Source organism: Priestia megaterium, from assembly GCF_046599315.1.
GTDB lineage: Bacteria > Bacillota > Bacilli > Bacillales > Bacillaceae_H > Priestia > Priestia megaterium_F.
Genome location: NZ_JBKIKC010000003.1, coordinates 548,742 through 564,211 on the forward strand (window position 1 = coordinate 548,742; position 15,470 = coordinate 564,211).

Below are 15,470 nucleotides of genomic sequence, written 5' to 3' on the forward strand. Positions count from 1 at the left end.
TTTAGGAGGGGAATTGAATGAATATTTATGTGTTAGTAAAAAGAACATTCGATACAGAGGAGAAACTTTCACTAAAAAATGGTCAAATTGTTGAAGATGGAGCTGAATTTATTATTAATCCTTACGATGAGTATGCAGTTGAAGAAGCTATTCAGCTAAAGGAAAAGCATGGCGGAGAGATTACGGTCGTGAGTGTAGGAGGGGAAGAATCAGAAAAAGAACTCCGAACAGCTTTGGCTATGGGAGCAGATAAAGCAGTTTTAATCAATACGGAAGATGACATAGCAGATGGCGATCAGTACACGACTTCTAGGCTGCTGGCACAGTACTTAAAAGAACAATCTCCTGACTTAATTTTGGCAGGAAACGTAGCGATTGACGGAGGTTCTGGCCAAGTGGGGCCGCGCGTAGCAGAACAGTTAGAGATCCCTTATATTACGACGATTACAAAGCTGGATATTGAAGGTGAAAAAGTGACTGTTGTACGTGACGTGGAAGGCGATTCGGAGGTTATTGAAACGTCGCTTCCTCTTTTAGTAACAGCTCAGCAGGGACTTAATGAGCCTCGCTATCCATCTCTTCCAGGGATTATGAAAGCGAAGAAGAAACCGTTGGTTGAAGTGGAATTGGATGATTTAGATTTAGATGAAGATGATGTAGAAGCAAAAACAAAGACAATTGAAATTTATTTACCACCGAAAAAAGATGCAGGGCGCGTATTACAAGGAGATATAAAAGATCAAGTAACAGAGCTGGTCAATTTACTGCATAAGGAAGCAAAAGTCATTTAATAAGTCAAAAGTCAAAACAATGGGGGTATTGTAATGGGACGCAAAGTGTTAGTTCTAGGAGAAGCACGTGATGGGGGATTACGAAACGTATCGTTCGAGGCGATTTCCGCAGCGTCTACTGTAGCTGACGGGGGAGAAATTGTTGCAGCATTAGTAGGAAAGGGCGTAAAAGCTTTAAGTGAAGAGCTTATTGCGTACGGAGCGAATAAAGTTGTTGTGACGGAGCACGAAGACTTAGCTGCTTACACATCCGATGGTTACGCTCAGGCATTATTAGCCATCATTGAAAGTGAACAGCCTGAAGCTATCGTATTTGGACATACGGCTCTTGGTAAAGATCTAGCGCCAAAACTGGCAGCTCGCTTAGACAAAGGACTTATCTCCGATGTGACGGATGTAGAAGTTGGAGGGGGTCAAGTAGTCTTCACTCGCCCAATTTATTCTGGTAAAGCATTTGAAAAGAAAATCATGACTGATGCTTTTACGTTTGTCACGATTCGTCCAAATAATATTTCACCGCCTGCAAAAGATGAGGGACGTACAGGCGATGTAGAGGATTTAAATGTTGAAATCAAAAACTTGCGTACAGTTGTAAAAGAAGTTATACGTAAAGCAACACAAGGGGTTGATCTATCTGAAGCCAAAGTCGTAATTGCAGGTGGTCGAGGTGTAAAAAGCACGGAAGGTTTTGGACCTCTCCAAGAACTGGCGGACGTGTTAAATGGGGCTGTTGGAGCATCTCGCGGAGCATGCGATGCAGATTACTGCGACTATTCTCTTCAAATCGGTCAGACGGGCAAAGTAGTGACACCAGATTTATACATTGCTTGCGGAATCTCAGGTGCCATTCAGCATTTGGCCGGCATGTCAAATTCAAAAATTATTGTTGCAATCAATAAAGATCCTGAAGCAAACATTTTTAAAGTAGCGGATTACGGAATCGTTGGAGATTTATTTGAAGTGGTGCCTCTTCTAACAGAAGAATTCAAAAAGCTCAAAGTACAGTCTGCATAAATAGTAAAAGTCCTTTTACTTAAAAGGGCTTTTTTACATGGAAAAAGAAATTTTCTATGCATGTTTTTATGTAAATTGTACAAACTAGAGCGGAGAATAAACAGTATAAATGTAAGCAAAAAGTTAGCAAACCTTATTTGAAGGTGATATACTGTGATTAGAATTTGGATATTGCATATATTTAGGAGGAATTAAAATGGCTATTGCACATGCTACAGATAAAAACTTTACAGATGAAATTAAATCAGGCCTAGTGCTTGTTGACTTTTGGGCACCATGGTGTGGACCTTGTAAAATGATTGCTCCAGTTCTTGAAGAAATCGATGGCGAGCTTAATGATAAAGTTAAAATCGTGAAAGTAGACGTTGACGAAAACCAAGAAACAGCTGGAAAATTTGGTGTTATGAGTATCCCAACTTTAGTACTATTCAAAGATGGAGAGAAAGTTGACCAAGTAGTTGGTTTCCAACCAAAAGAAGCATTAACAGAATTGATTAATAAACACGCGTAAGTCCAAACCTAGCTCAGGCTAGGTTTTTTCTTTTTCTCCACTTTTTCTGTTTTGGGAATACTTTTATTTAGCGAATATGCGTTCGTTTGTTTTATACTAGATGTAAGGAACACTGTCATAAATCAGGCTTCTATCCATGTAGTGTAAAGCAATAAAGAAGGCAGGTTACGCTTCATAAGCGATTGCATAGATGGACAGAGTAAGAGAAGAGAAAGGAGAAAAGTATGAACGATTATTTAAAAGAAAAGCTGGCTATCTTACCGGATCAGCCCGGCTGTTACTTGATGAAAGATAAATATGGAACGGTCATTTACGTAGGAAAAGCAAAAGTATTAAAAAATCGAGTACGTTCCTACTTTACGGGATCTCATGACGGTAAGACGCTTCGACTTGTAAACGACATTGTCGATTTTGAATATATTGTCACATCTTCTAATTTAGAAGCGCTTATTTTAGAAATGAATTTAATTAAAAAGCATGATCCCAAATACAATATCATGCTTAAAGATGATAAGGGCTATCCATTTATTAAGATTACAGCTGAAAAACAGCCTAGACTTGTTATTACAAGAAAAATAAAAAAAGATAAAGGAAAATACTTCGGTCCTTATCCTAACGTTCAAGCTGCAAATGAAACAAAGCGGCTTCTTGATCGCATTTATCCATTGAGAAAATGCTCTACCATGCCAGACAGGCCATGTTTGTATTACCATATCGGTCAATGTCTAGCTCCATGCGTAAAAGAAGTAAAAGAAGAGCAAAACAAGCAAATTATTGAAAATATTACCCGGTTTTTAAATGGTGGATATGAGCATGTCAAAACAGAGTTAACCGAAAAAATGTTAAAAGCTTCAGAAGAACTCGACTTTGAACGGGCTAAAGAATATCGAGATCAAATTGCTCATATTGAAGCGACGATGGAAAAACAAAAAGTAACGTTTAATGATTTTGTTAATCGTGATGTGTTTGGCTACTCCTATGATAAGGGCTGGATGTGTGTTCAAGTTTTCTTTATTCGCCAAGGAAAATTAATCGAGCGAGAAGTTTCTATGTTTCCGTTTTATAAAGAGCCAGAAGAAGATTTCTTAACTTTTATTGGACAGTTTTATACCAAAAATATTAAGCCAAAAGAAGTGATGGTTCCAGCAACGATTGATGCAGAATTAGCTGAGAAATTAGTAGAAGTAGAGGTTCAGCATCCAAAGAGAGGTAAAAAGAAAGAATTGGTAGAACTTGCGTGTGAAAATGCAAAAATTGCGCTCGGTGAAAAATTCTATTTAATTGAACGAGATGAAGAGCGGACGGTTGGCGCAGTCGAGCGGTTAGGAGAAGAGCTTGGAATCGCCGCACCTTACCGAATAGAAGCATTTGATAATTCAAATATTCAAGGAACAGACCCAGTTTCTGCGATGATTGTTTTTGTTGATGGGAAACCTGAAAAGAAAGAATATCGCAAATATAAAATTAAGACCGTACAGGGACCAGATGATTACAGTTCCATGAGAGAAGTAGTTCGCAGGCGATATTCGAGAGCGTTAAAAGAAGGCCTTCCGCTTCCCGATTTGATTGTTGTAGATGGAGGCAAAGGTCATTTGGCTGCGGTGCAGGACGTTCTCGAGAATGAATTAGGACTTTTAGTGCCTACAGCAGGTCTTGTCAAAGATGATAAGCACAGAACGTCCAACTTGATGATTGGTGAGCCTCCTCAAATCATACCGCTTGAACGCAATAGTCAAGAGTTCTATTTGCTTCAGCGAATTCAAGATGAAGTTCACCGCTTTGCGATTACCTTCCACCGTCAAGTGCGTTCTAAGTCCGTTTTTCAGTCCGTTCTAGACGACATTCCAGGAGTGGGAGAAAAGCGGAAAAAAGCTTTGTTAAAGCATTTTGGTTCTGTGAAAAAATTAAAAGAAGCAACGGTTGAAGATATTCGGAATTCAGGTGTTCCTCAAAACATCGCTGAAAAAATTTATGAAACATTGCAAAAATAGTCTTGAAATAATAGAAAATATTTGATAAGCTATTAACTAATTTCATACGACACTTCATCAAATGAAGTGAAGATAGAGGTGCAAATTTAATCAGTACGTATCAGGAAGGGTATGAGCCCTTATGAATGATACGGAAAGGGAAATTTGCCGAAGTGAACATTACCTCATAGTAATGATTGCTGGTTCTGCGTTGAATAAACGTAGGATTGTCAAGATGTAGATTCTTGGAGAGCTATCTCACGGCAGTGGACGGTTATGTTTTATAATTTTCGTTCGTTAAGCAATGAGAGCTCATCTCATTGCTTTTTTTATTGTCTGAGTAAAAAAATTTAGCTTCTCATCATCCTGCATATGCAAATTTATTGAAAAGGAATGAACAAAATTATGGCATTAATCGTTCAAAAATTTGGTGGAACATCTGTTGGTTCTGTTGAACGTATTCAACATGTAGCAAATCGTGTTATTCAAGAAGCAGAGCGCGGTAACCAAGTAGTCGTTGTGGTATCCGCGATGGGCAAAACCACAGATGCATTGGTGAAATTAGCAAGTGATATTACGGACAGTCCAAGCAAACGCGAAATGGATATGCTTCTTACAACTGGAGAACAAGTGACGATTTCACTGTTAACAATGGCTCTTCAATGCAAAGGACATGAAGCCACTTCGCTAACAGGTTGGCAAGCTGGCATCCAGACGGAAGCAATTCACAGCAATGCACGAATCCAGCATATTGACACGACTCGCATTCAAAGTCAGTTAGATAGCGGACGAATCGTAGTAGTAGCTGGATTCCAAGGCTGTTCAGAAGATGGAAGCATTACAACATTAGGTCGAGGCGGCTCTGACACTACGGCGGTAGCTCTTGCCGCAGCACTAAAAGCTGCAAAATGTGATATTTATACAGATGTAACAGGAGTGTTTACGACAGATCCACGCTATGTAGAAGATGCTCGTAAACTTCACTCTATTTCATATGACGAAATGTTAGAATTAGCAAATTTGGGAGCCGGGGTGCTGCATCCGCGCGCTGTTGAATTTGCAAAAAATTATCAAGTACCGCTAGAGGTACGTTCAAGCTTAGAAAACGAGAATGGAACGATTGTTGAGGAGGAAGTTTCAATGGAACAAAACTTAGTCGTAAGAGGAATTGCGTTTGAAGATAACATTTCACGCGTGACAATTGAAGGGTTAAACAACGAGTTACAAACTCTTTCTACCATTTTTACAGCATTAGCAAAAGAACAGTTAAATGTGGATATTATTATTCAAAACGTAACGGCTAATAATCGTCTATCCATCTCATTTTCTATTAAAACCGTAGATGTAGAAGCTGCTCTTGTTGTCTTAAAAGAGTATAAATCTATTTTAGGATATACGCGTATTGAACATGAAAGCGGCCTCGCTAAAGTATCGATTGTCGGATCTGGTATGATTTCTAATCCAGGTGTTGCAGCCGAAATGTTTGAAGTACTAGCAGGAGAGAAAATTGAAGTGAAGATGGTCAGCACGTCTGAAATTAAAGTATCTACAGTTGTACCGCATGCTGATATGGTAAAAGCTGTTGAGACGCTCCACGTAGCATTTGAATTAGAAGAGCAGCAAGCAGTACAAGTATAAAGAATAGAAAAAAGACGTGGTGCCTCCACGTCTTTTATATATACGTATTTCTCACTTTTTATAACGCTCCGCACGTGTTTCGGTAGGTAAGATATCTTTTCGATCCCACTGAACTGAAATCAGCACTTTTCCGTTCTTTTCTTTAGGTGTTAAATAGGCTTCTGTTAGGCAGTTGTTTTGCCGCTGAATCTGTTCAGCTACAAACCCTGATTCAAGATGAAACGAACAAGTTTCCTGATGAAATCTTTTGCAGACCACATCACCTGATAATTCAAGTTCTAATGAATATTTGTCTTTTTTTGCAAGCGTCAGTGTTCCCCAAGAGGCTGCTTTAAAAAAGGCGACGATTTCATCCATTGTATTTAATGGATACTTACGCGCAAGGTGTTTTCCTGCCCAGTATGAGATGGTATTCGTTTCGTCTCCAAGAAGCTCTGGAATTAAAACGTCGCGTAAAAGGCTGTATCCGAAATATGGAACGTGATCAAGAGCTTTCTCTGTTTGAGTTGCGACATTAGGTTCTGATGTTTCCATCGTCTCTTCAAGTTCTTGCTGTAATTCTGTTTGTAAATTGCTCATGCTTTCCCCTCTTTCTTTACTACTATTATATACAAATCTAAAAAACCTCTCACGCATTTTTTTGATAAAATGTAAGAGGATCTTTATTATGGTAAAAAGAGTTATATGTAAAGGTGGAAAATCCATAAAATTCCTTTTAAAAGGGTAATCTTACCTGTGTAAATGTTTTGTGAACTTGTTTACAATAAAAGTATAAAGTAAACGCTTACTTAATTTTGACAAGCGATAATATAATAGAAAGAAAAAATCTTTAATATTCCTTTAATATTAATATAGTAAGCGTTAACAAAATTAAAATTTTATAAATTTATATTTTATAGAAGATTTAAACATCTTGCCTTGACGCTCTTAATCGATGGGAGTAAAATTAACCTGTCACATACTTTATTAGGAAATGCAAAGGTTTTCATTTCCTGTATTAACGATTAATCTATTTGTCTAGTGGGAGTAAGAAAGTTCTTCACAAACTATGTTCATTTAACTAAGGGGGGTCTACGCAGATGGCGGCAAACAGAGAGTTTCAATATCGGAGAATCCATTCATTACTTGGAGTAATACCAATCGGGATTTTCTTAACACAGCATTTAGTTGTGAATCATTTCGCGACAAAGGGAGAAGAATCATTTAATCAAGCAGCTCACTTCATGGAGAGCTTACCTTTCCGCTATGCTCTAGAAATTTTCATTATTTTCTTACCAATCGTTTTTCACGCAATATACGGTCTTTACATCGCATTCACTGCTAAAACAAACGTTAACAACTATGGATTTTTCCGTAACTGGATGTTTATCCTTCAGCGTGTTTCAGGTGTAATCACACTTATCTTCATCACATGGCACGTATGGGAAACCAGAATACAAGCTGCGCTTGGAAAAGAAGTAGATTTTCAAATGATGGAACAAATTTTAAGCAACCCGGCAATGCTTGCATTCTACATAGTTGGTGTTGTATCTACAATCTTCCACTTTGCAAATGGTCTATGGTCATTTGGAGTTAGCTGGGGGTTAACTGTAACACCACGTTCTCAAAGAATTTCAACTTATGTGACATTAGCAATCTTCTTAGCACTTACATTCGTAGGTGTTCGTACATTATTCGCATTTGCATAAAATTAAGGTTTTGAAGGAGTGGGGTTCCGATGAGTAACGGAAAAATCATCGTAGTCGGTGGCGGTTTAGCTGGCTTGATGGCAACAATAAAAATTGCTGAGTCTGGCAAGCAAGTAGATTTATTTTCACTAGTTCCGGTAAAAAGATCTCACTCAGTTTGCGCGCAAGGTGGAATTAACGGAGCCGTAAATACAAAAGGTGAAGGAGATTCACCATGGGAACACTTTGATGACACAGTGTATGGCGGAGACTTTTTAGCCAACCAGCCACCTGTAAAGGCAATGTGTGAGGCAGCTCCTGGTATTATTCATTTACTTGACCGCATGGGTGTTATGTTTAACCGTACTCCTGAGGGTTTGTTAGACTTCAGACGATTTGGCGGTACGCAGCATCACCGTACAGCTTTTGCTGGAGCAACAACGGGTCAACAATTATTATACGCATTAGATGAGCAGGTTCGTCGCTATGAAGTTGCCGGACTTGTGACAAAGTACGAAGGATGGGAATTCTTAGGTGCTGTTCTTGATGACGAGCGCAACTGTCGTGGGATTTCTGCACAGAATTTAAAATCAATGGAAATTAAAACGTTCCCAGCTGATGCAGTTATTATGGCTACAGGTGGACCTGGGATTGTTTTTGGAAAATCAACGAACTCCGTCATTAATACAGGTTCAGCGGCATCTATCGTCTATCAGCAAGGTGCATACTATTCAAACGGAGAATTTATTCAAATTCACCCAACTGCTATTCCCGGAGATGACAAGCTTCGACTTATGAGTGAATCTGCTCGTGGAGAAGGCGGACGCGTTTGGACATATAAAGATGGTAAGCCTTGGTATTTCTTAGAGGAAAAATATCCGGCATATGGTAACTTGGTACCTCGTGATATTGCAACGCGTGAAATTTTCGACGTCTGTGTAGCGCAGAAGTTAGGAATTAATGGAGAGAACATGGTTTATCTTGATCTTTCACATAAAGATCCAAAAGAGCTAGACATCAAGCTTGGAGGGATCATTGAAATCTATGAGAAATTCATGGGTGATGATCCACGCAAGGTACCAATGAAAATTTTCCCAGCCGTGCACTATTCAATGGGCGGTTTATGGGTGGATTACGACCAAATGACAAATATCCCTGGATTATTTGCAGCTGGCGAGTGTGATTATTCACAGCACGGAGCGAACCGCTTAGGAGCAAACTCATTATTATCAGCTATTTATGGTGGTATGGTCGCAGGTCCTAAAGCTGTTGAATACATCAATGGTTTAGAAAAGAGCGCAGATGCTATTTCTTCAAGCGTATATGATCGTCATGTAAAAGAAGAAGAAGAGAAATGGAACAATATCATGAATCTTCAAGGTACAGAAAATGCATACGTTCTTCATAAAGAGCTAGGGGAATGGATGACTGACAACGTGACAGTCGTACGATATAATGACAAACTATTAAAAACAGATGAAAAGATTCAAGAGTTAATTGAACGTTATGATCGTATTAACATTAATGACACGGCCAAATGGAGTAATCAAGCGGCAACATTTACTCGTCAGCTACAAAACATGCTTCAGCTTTCACGTGTTGTAACGCTGGGAGCTTACAACCGTAATGAGAGTCGCGGTGCTCATTATAAGCCAGATTTCCCAGATCGTAACGATGAAGAATTCTTAAAAACAACAATGGCAGCTTTCGTTGATAAGAAAACGGCTCCTTCTTTCCATTATGAAGAGGTAGACGTATCGTTAATCAAACCGCGTAAGCGTGATTACACTAAGAAAAAAGATGAAAAGCCAAAAAAACAACAAGAGGGGGTTCGTTAATCAATGAGTGAACAACAAACAGTCCAAAAGACAGTGCGCTTCATTATTACACGTCAAGATTCAGCTGAATCTGCTCCTTACAATCAGGAGTTTGAAATTCCGTATCGTCCGAATATGAACGTTATTTCAGCACTGATGGAAATTAGACGTAACCCTGTTGATGCTTCAGGTAAAGAGGTTGCTCCGATAAACTGGGAAATGAACTGTTTAGAGGAAGTATGCGGAGCCTGTTCAATGGTTATCAATGGTAAACCTCGTCAGTCATGTACAGCTCTTGTTGATAAACTAGAACAGCCGATTCGCTTGCAGCCAATGAAAACATTCCCTGTTGTTCGTGACTTGCAGGTAGATCGCAGCCGTATGTTTGATTCACTAAAAAAAGTAAAAGCATGGGTTCCGATTGATGGCACGTACGATTTAGGTCCAGGACCCCGTATGCCAGAAAAGAAACGTCAGTGGGCGTATGAGTTATCCAAGTGCATGACATGCGGCGTTTGTTTAGAAGCTTGTCCAAACGTAAACGACAAGTCAAACTTTATCGGTCCAGCACCGCTTTCTCAAGTTCGCTTGTTTAATGCCCATCCAACGGGTGCGTTAAATAAAGGAGAACGCTTAGAGACTATTATGGGTGATGGAGGACTAGCGAACTGTGGGAACTCTCAAAACTGCGTTCAATCATGTCCAAAAGGAATTCCATTAACTACTTCAATCGCAGCCTTGAACCGCGATACAACAATTCAAGCATTTAGAAGCTTCTTTGGTAGCGATCAAGTATAATCACTCAAAACCTCTCCCTATGGAGAGGTTTTATTTTGCCTATGACGAACGGAGGAAATATAGATGAATAATATTTCGTATATTGAGGACATGGATCACTGGAAAGAGTCATTTTCGTTTAAGCAGAAAATCAAGGTGAGATTTTCTGAAACAGATATGTTTGGGCATTTAAACAATACGGTTCCTTTTGTTTATTTTGAACAAATACGCACTGAATTCTTTCAGTATATTGGCTTTATGCAAAAGTGGACAAGTGGGCACGAGGGAACGATACCAGTAGTGGCTGATTTGCAGTGCGATTATGTAAAACAAGTATATTTCGGCGATATCCTATCTGTTTTTGTAAAAGCTCATAGAATTGGACGTTCTTCGGTTGATTTACACTACATGATTCAAAATGAGCAAAGAGAGGTTGTACTCACAGGGAGAGGGACAATGGTGCAAATTTCTAAGGAAACAGGAAAAAGTGTGCCTTGGAATGAAGAGATGAAAAAGAGTTTATCAAATATATAAAATGGCTTGAAGGCTCTTCCTTCAGGCTTTTTTCTTTTTAAAAGGTAAAAAAGAGTTTTTTTTCATATTTTTTCTAAAACTAGTAACCGCGTAGGCATACCGCACATAAGATATGTTGACTAAATTTACACCCATCCGATAGTTCAACTCAGGATCAGGCAAGGAGGGTTACATTGAAAGAAAAAGAGTTTCAACCTAAACCGCTACTTACAAAGCGTGAACGAGAAGTATTCGAGCTTTTAGTACAGGACAAAACAACAAAAGAAATCGCGAGTGAACTATTCATTAGCGAAAAAACAGTTCGAAATCATATTTCTAATGCGATGCAAAAGCTTGGAGTCAAGGGGCGTTCTCAAGCAGTCGTAGAACTCCTTCGAATGGGAGAACTTGAACTATAACATGAGCTGGCTTTCTTTTTAGAAAGCCAGCTTTTTGTTTATTTTTAAAGTGTCGCATATGTATCTAGAAAGAGTTTCGTTAAGGAAATGTTATAAAAAAGGTAAATCTTTATAAAAAAAACTTATTGCTTGAAATTAAAATTCAGAGTACGTATACTTTTAAGTAAGGAGATATTAGTTCAAAAGAAAGAGAGGTGAGATGATGAAAAACGTATGGGTGAGCGTATTGTTGTGTATGATATTCTGTTTGCCTTTTGCGAGTTTGCCAGATAAATTTATTGATAATGACTTTGAAAAAGTAAAAGTCACAAAAAGTTCGGTGCAGCATTACACGGATATCGTGCACATGTCTCCAGGAGCCAAGCACAGCGTTAAACAAATAGGATCCCTCATACAAAGTGTGATCTTAACTTTTGCTTTAGTATGGGCGAGTGCCAAACTCATCATTCCGACGCATCAAATTGCGTATTTTATCCTCAAGAAAACACTTTTTTATCCGAAAATCTTTCAATCAAGTTACCTCAATTAAATAAAAAAGGTTGAAATTTCAACAGCCTTTTCTTCAAACCTAAAATTACCAACTATTCTTAGGCTTATTTGTTATGCAAATTTTCTATACAAATAATGCGATAAAATTTTAAAATTCTTCTTAAAAACTTTATAGGAGTGATCTTTCAATGATGATTAAAGAAACGGAATTACCAGGAATCGGACGTAAATTTGAAATTGAGACAAGCGGAGGAAACCGTGTAGTCGTTATCATTCATGATGATGGACGACGTGAAATCTACCACTTCGATCAAAAAGATTTAGAAGAAAGCATTTTTGATATTACGTTAACAGATACGGAATCAAGACAGCTAGCTGCAATTTTAGGCGGCATGATTTACAAGCCCAAAGCAATGGAAACTATTGAAGTGGCATTCAATGACTTAGTTATTGAATGGTACAAAGTTGAAAAACAGGCGAAAGCTCACAGCAAAACAATTGGTGAAATTGACGTTCGCAGTAACTATGACGTCACCATCATTGCCGTCATTAAAAATACGCAAAAAAAATTATCAACTCCAGGACCAGATACGTTAATTGAAGAAGGAGACACGCTTGTCATCTCTGGAGAAAGAGGAAATTTAAAAACGCTCATTAAAGAATTGCTTTCACAAGGAGGTAGTTCATAATTGAATCATTTAGTATTTGAAGTTGGGACAGCTTTGTTACTAGTCGCTTTAGCGGCTATACTAGCACATAAATTTAAATTCACAATTATTCCATTCCTCATTCTGCTAGGCATGGCGGTTGGTCCTCATGCTCCTGAATTTGGCTCATTCAGTTTAAAGTTTATTGAAAGCCAAGAGATTATTGAATTTATGGGAAGAATTGGAGTTCTCTTTTTACTGTTTTATTTAGGATTAGAATTTTCAGTTGGAAAGTTAATTAAATCAGGTAGGTCCATCGCCGTAGGAGGGTCTATTTATATTTTAATTAACTTCACTTTAGGATTATTGTATGGATACCTGACAGGAAATCCTCTTCTTGAAGTGCTTATAATCGCTGGAATTATTACGATTTCTTCCAGTGCAATTGTCGCAAAAGTATTGGTGGATTTAAAACGAACAGCGAATCCAGAAACGGAACTAATATTAGGGATTATCATGTTTGAAGATATTTTCTTAGCCGTTTATCTTTCTGTCGTTTCAGGGTTGGTGCTTGGAGATCACGGATCGCTTGCTGGGTCTTTAACATCTATTTTGATTGCGTTTGGCTATATGATGCTATTCTTTATCATTGCTCGAAAAGCCACGCCGCTATTAAATAAACTTTTAAATATTTCATCAAATGAAATCTTTATTATTGTAGTTTTTGCGGTGTTGTTTTTTGTGGCAGGCTTCTCAGAAACGATCCACGTGGCAGAAGCAATTGGCGCATTATTGCTTGGACTTGTATTTTCTGAAACAGAGCATCGCGATCGTATTGAACATCTTGTCGTACCGTTTCGTGATTTCTTTGGAGCCATCTTTTTCTTCAGTTTTGGATTAAGTATTGATCCTCTCACGTTATGGGATGCAGGCTGGCTTGCGCTTGGAGCAGTTGCGCTTACGATCATTGGTAACTTTACAGCTGGTATGATTTCAGGAAGAAAAAGCGGGCTGTCACACAAGGCTTCTACCAACATTGGGCTAACAATCATGTCACGAGGCGAGTTTTCTATCATTATGGCTAACATTGGAATTGAAGGAGGATTATCTGCCATTCTTCAGCCATTCGCTGCGCTTTATGTATTGATTTTAGCTATTATTGGTCCTTTGTTAACGAAGGAGTCTAAGCATATATACGGATTTTTAAATCGAATATTTAAATGGAAAAAGCCAAATCCTCGAGAATCAGAAGGATAAAATACACAAAACAAAGTTGACAAATCGGATTAATATGATAAAATTCAAAATAATCCAATAACAAATCAGTTAAATATAGCAACGGGCTGATCGGTCAACCGAAAGCTCCTACCTTTTTCAGGTAGGAGCTTTTGTGTTTTTTAGGTGAAATAGCTTCTGATTTAAAAATTACCAAAGGAGGAATTGCTGTGAGTGTCATGATTCAATCTGTTAACCGCTCATTTCAAAAAGGGGAACAAGTAACTCAAGCATTGCGAAATGTAAATCTTACTATTAATAAAGGTGAATTTATAACCGTTATTGGTCCGAGCGGATGCGGGAAAAGTACACTGCTTAAAATGATCGCAGGACTTGATATGGATTATGAAGGGCGCATTGAAATTAATGGGAAGCACATAGCTGGCCCTAGTATTAAGCAAGGAATGATCTTTCAAGAACACCGCTTGTTCCCGTGGCTTAACGTTGAGCAAAATATAGCTGCTGACTTATCGCTGAAAGATTCGAACGTTCGGCGTCGCGTAGATGAGCTAATTGATATTGTCAGGCTAAAAGGATTTGAAAAAGCTTATCCTCGAGAACTATCTGGAGGGATGTCTCAACGAGTTGCTATAGCGCGTGCTCTTTTAAGAAATCCAGAGGTTTTATTGTTAGATGAACCGTTTGGTGCGTTAGATGCTTTCACTCGCACTCATTTGCAAGCTGTGCTGCTAGATATATGGAAAAAAGAAAAAACAACCATGATTTTTGTTACACATGATTTAGATGAATCAATTTACTTGGGGACTAAAATTGTGATTATGAGTGCTAGACCAGGAGAAATTAGCCGGGTCGTTCCAGTAGAAATTAGTCATCCGCGAAAAAAGACAGAATTACCTTTCCAACAGCTAAGGCAGCAAGTATTAAAAGAATTTGAAGAAGCAGGAGAACATTAAAGGTTCAATAAGACAGAGAAGGAGACAAGAACTGATGAAGAAGCTACTTTTAACCGCAGCTATTGTACTTGTTCTCGCATTGGCTGGGTGCGGAACGAAAGAAAAAGCGAGCGGAGAAGACCCAAAAAACGTTACAATTAATATTGGTATCCAACAAAGCCTAGGTCCTTTAATGCTGGCACAAAACCAAAAATGGTTTGAAAAAGAATTTAAAAAAATAGGTGTAAATGTCAAATGGACAGAGTTTCAAAGCGGCCCTCCGCAATTTGAAGGTTTAGCATCTGGACACTTGGATTTCGGTCAAGTTGGAAATTCACCGGTTATTGCTGGTCAAAGCGCAGACATTCCATTTTTAGAAATTGCTAATTCCAGCGACGGATTAAAAGGGAATGCTATTTTAGTAGGAAAAAACAGCAAGATTAAAAGCATAAAAGATTTAAAAGGTAAAAAGATTGCGGTTGCAAAAGGAAGCAGTGGTTTTAATTTATTGTACAGAGCTCTTGACCAAAATGGTTTGAAGCCAAGCGATGTAAAGATTATTCAGCTTCAGCCAGACGAAGCCCAGCCAGCATTTGAAAATGGATCAGTTGATGCATGGTCAATTTGGGAACCGTTTATCTCACTGCAAAACTTAAAAAATGAAGCGCATATTTTAGCAGACGGGGATTCATTAAAGGTTGCTTCACCAGGTTTTACTATTGTAAGAGAAGGGTTTGCGAAAGAACATCCACATTTAGTCGTTAAGTTTTTACAAGTTTATCAAAAAGCGCTCAAGTGGCAAAACGAACATATTGAAGAATCCGCGGATATTTTAGCAAAGCAAAAAAATCTAGATAAAGATGTAGTAAGACAAGTATTAAAAAATAATCCTGCCTACAATCGCCCAACTTCTAAAGAAATTATTGCAGAACAGCAGCGTACGGCTGATTTTCAACAATCTTTAGGCGTTATTAGAAAGAAAATTGACACTGGGGATGTTGTTGATAATTCATTTATTGAGAAAGCATTAAAAGAAAAATGAGGTGATG

Annotated in this window: 16 protein-coding genes and 1 riboswitch; of the genes, 15 read left to right on the plus strand and 1 reads right to left on the minus strand. The window is 38.4% G+C overall.

The genetic code is table 11. The annotated features are described in order from the left end of the window. The first annotated feature begins 17 nt into the window (after window positions 1-17). From ACLHDF_RS13890 to ACLHDF_RS13910, 5 genes are all read left to right on the plus strand, one after another. The gene (locus ACLHDF_RS13890; protein ID WP_413919338.1) at window positions 18-791 is read left to right on the plus strand and encodes an electron transfer flavoprotein subunit beta/FixA family protein; all 774 of its coding nucleotides are present in this window, start codon (window positions 18-20) and stop codon (window positions 789-791) included. A gap of 33 nt (window positions 792-824) precedes the next feature. Then, complete coding sequence (locus ACLHDF_RS13895; protein ID WP_413919339.1) at window positions 825-1,805, plus strand: electron transfer flavoprotein subunit alpha/FixB family protein; 981 nt, start codon at window positions 825-827, stop codon at window positions 1,803-1,805. Window positions 1,806-2,001: 196 nt separating this feature from the next. Next, the gene (gene trxA / locus ACLHDF_RS13900; protein ID WP_013059404.1) at window positions 2,002-2,316 is read left to right on the plus strand and encodes a thioredoxin; all 315 of its coding nucleotides are present in this window, start codon (window positions 2,002-2,004) and stop codon (window positions 2,314-2,316) included. Window positions 2,317-2,540: 224 nt separating this feature from the next. Next, a complete protein-coding gene (gene uvrC / locus ACLHDF_RS13905; RefSeq protein WP_413919340.1) occupies window positions 2,541-4,307 on the plus strand; it encodes an excinuclease ABC subunit UvrC in 1,767 nt (588 codons plus the stop codon). A gap of 65 nt (window positions 4,308-4,372) precedes the next feature. Continuing rightward, window positions 4,373-4,550, plus strand: a riboswitch (Lysine riboswitch). 141 nt (window positions 4,551-4,691) lie between these two features. Further along, a complete protein-coding gene (locus ACLHDF_RS13910) occupies window positions 4,692-5,924 on the plus strand; it encodes an aspartate kinase (RefSeq protein WP_413919341.1) in 1,233 nt (410 codons plus the stop codon). Between the two features lie 51 nt (window positions 5,925-5,975). On the opposite strand, the gene ACLHDF_RS13915 is transcribed toward ACLHDF_RS13910, so the two are convergent. After that, window positions 5,976-6,503 carry a YslB family protein gene (locus tag ACLHDF_RS13915; RefSeq protein WP_413919342.1) on the minus strand — a complete coding sequence of 176 codons (528 nt, stop codon included), beginning with the start codon at window positions 6,501-6,503 and terminating at the stop codon, window positions 5,976-5,978. Between the two features lie 500 nt (window positions 6,504-7,003). Between ACLHDF_RS13915 and ACLHDF_RS13920 the strand changes: the two genes are divergently transcribed. From ACLHDF_RS13920 to ACLHDF_RS13965, 10 genes are all read left to right on the plus strand, one after another. Then, complete coding sequence (locus ACLHDF_RS13920) at window positions 7,004-7,612, plus strand: succinate dehydrogenase cytochrome b558 subunit (protein ID WP_057245013.1); 609 nt, start codon at window positions 7,004-7,006, stop codon at window positions 7,610-7,612. A 29-nt stretch (window positions 7,613-7,641) separates the two neighbouring features. Continuing rightward, complete coding sequence (sdhA, locus tag ACLHDF_RS13925) at window positions 7,642-9,429, plus strand: succinate dehydrogenase flavoprotein subunit (protein WP_413919343.1); 1,788 nt, start codon at window positions 7,642-7,644, stop codon at window positions 9,427-9,429. A gap of 3 nt (window positions 9,430-9,432) precedes the next feature. Then, window positions 9,433-10,206, plus strand: a complete 774-nt coding sequence (sdhB, locus tag ACLHDF_RS13930; RefSeq protein WP_013059398.1) for a succinate dehydrogenase iron-sulfur subunit — start codon at window positions 9,433-9,435, stop codon at window positions 10,204-10,206. A 63-nt stretch (window positions 10,207-10,269) separates the two neighbouring features. Then, entirely contained in the window at window positions 10,270-10,719 is a 450-nt protein-coding gene (locus tag ACLHDF_RS13935) for an acyl-CoA thioesterase (protein WP_413919344.1), read from the plus strand. 173 nt (window positions 10,720-10,892) lie between these two features. Beyond that, the gene (gene gerE, locus ACLHDF_RS13940) at window positions 10,893-11,117 is read left to right on the plus strand and encodes a spore germination transcription factor GerE (protein ID WP_013059396.1); all 225 of its coding nucleotides are present in this window, start codon (window positions 10,893-10,895) and stop codon (window positions 11,115-11,117) included. 202 nt (window positions 11,118-11,319) lie between these two features. Next, complete coding sequence (locus tag ACLHDF_RS13945; RefSeq protein ID WP_413919345.1) at window positions 11,320-11,646, plus strand: hypothetical protein; 327 nt, start codon at window positions 11,320-11,322, stop codon at window positions 11,644-11,646. Window positions 11,647-11,794: 148 nt separating this feature from the next. Next, window positions 11,795-12,295, plus strand: coding sequence for a cation:proton antiporter regulatory subunit (locus tag ACLHDF_RS13950; protein WP_013085158.1), 501 nt, complete (start codon window positions 11,795-11,797; stop codon window positions 12,293-12,295). Next, on the plus strand, window positions 12,296-13,510 hold the full coding sequence (locus ACLHDF_RS13955; RefSeq protein WP_413919346.1) for a cation:proton antiporter: 1,215 nt from the start codon (window positions 12,296-12,298) through the stop codon (window positions 13,508-13,510). It abuts the gene before it with no gap. Window positions 13,511-13,698: 188 nt separating this feature from the next. Then, entirely contained in the window at window positions 13,699-14,442 is a 744-nt protein-coding gene (locus tag ACLHDF_RS13960; protein WP_413919347.1) for an ABC transporter ATP-binding protein, read from the plus strand. A gap of 34 nt (window positions 14,443-14,476) precedes the next feature. Then, window positions 14,477-15,463: an aliphatic sulfonate ABC transporter substrate-binding protein gene (locus ACLHDF_RS13965; protein ID WP_413919348.1), complete on the plus strand. Its 987-nt coding sequence runs from the start codon at window positions 14,477-14,479 to the stop codon at window positions 15,461-15,463. Window positions 15,464-15,470 lie beyond the last annotated feature (7 nt).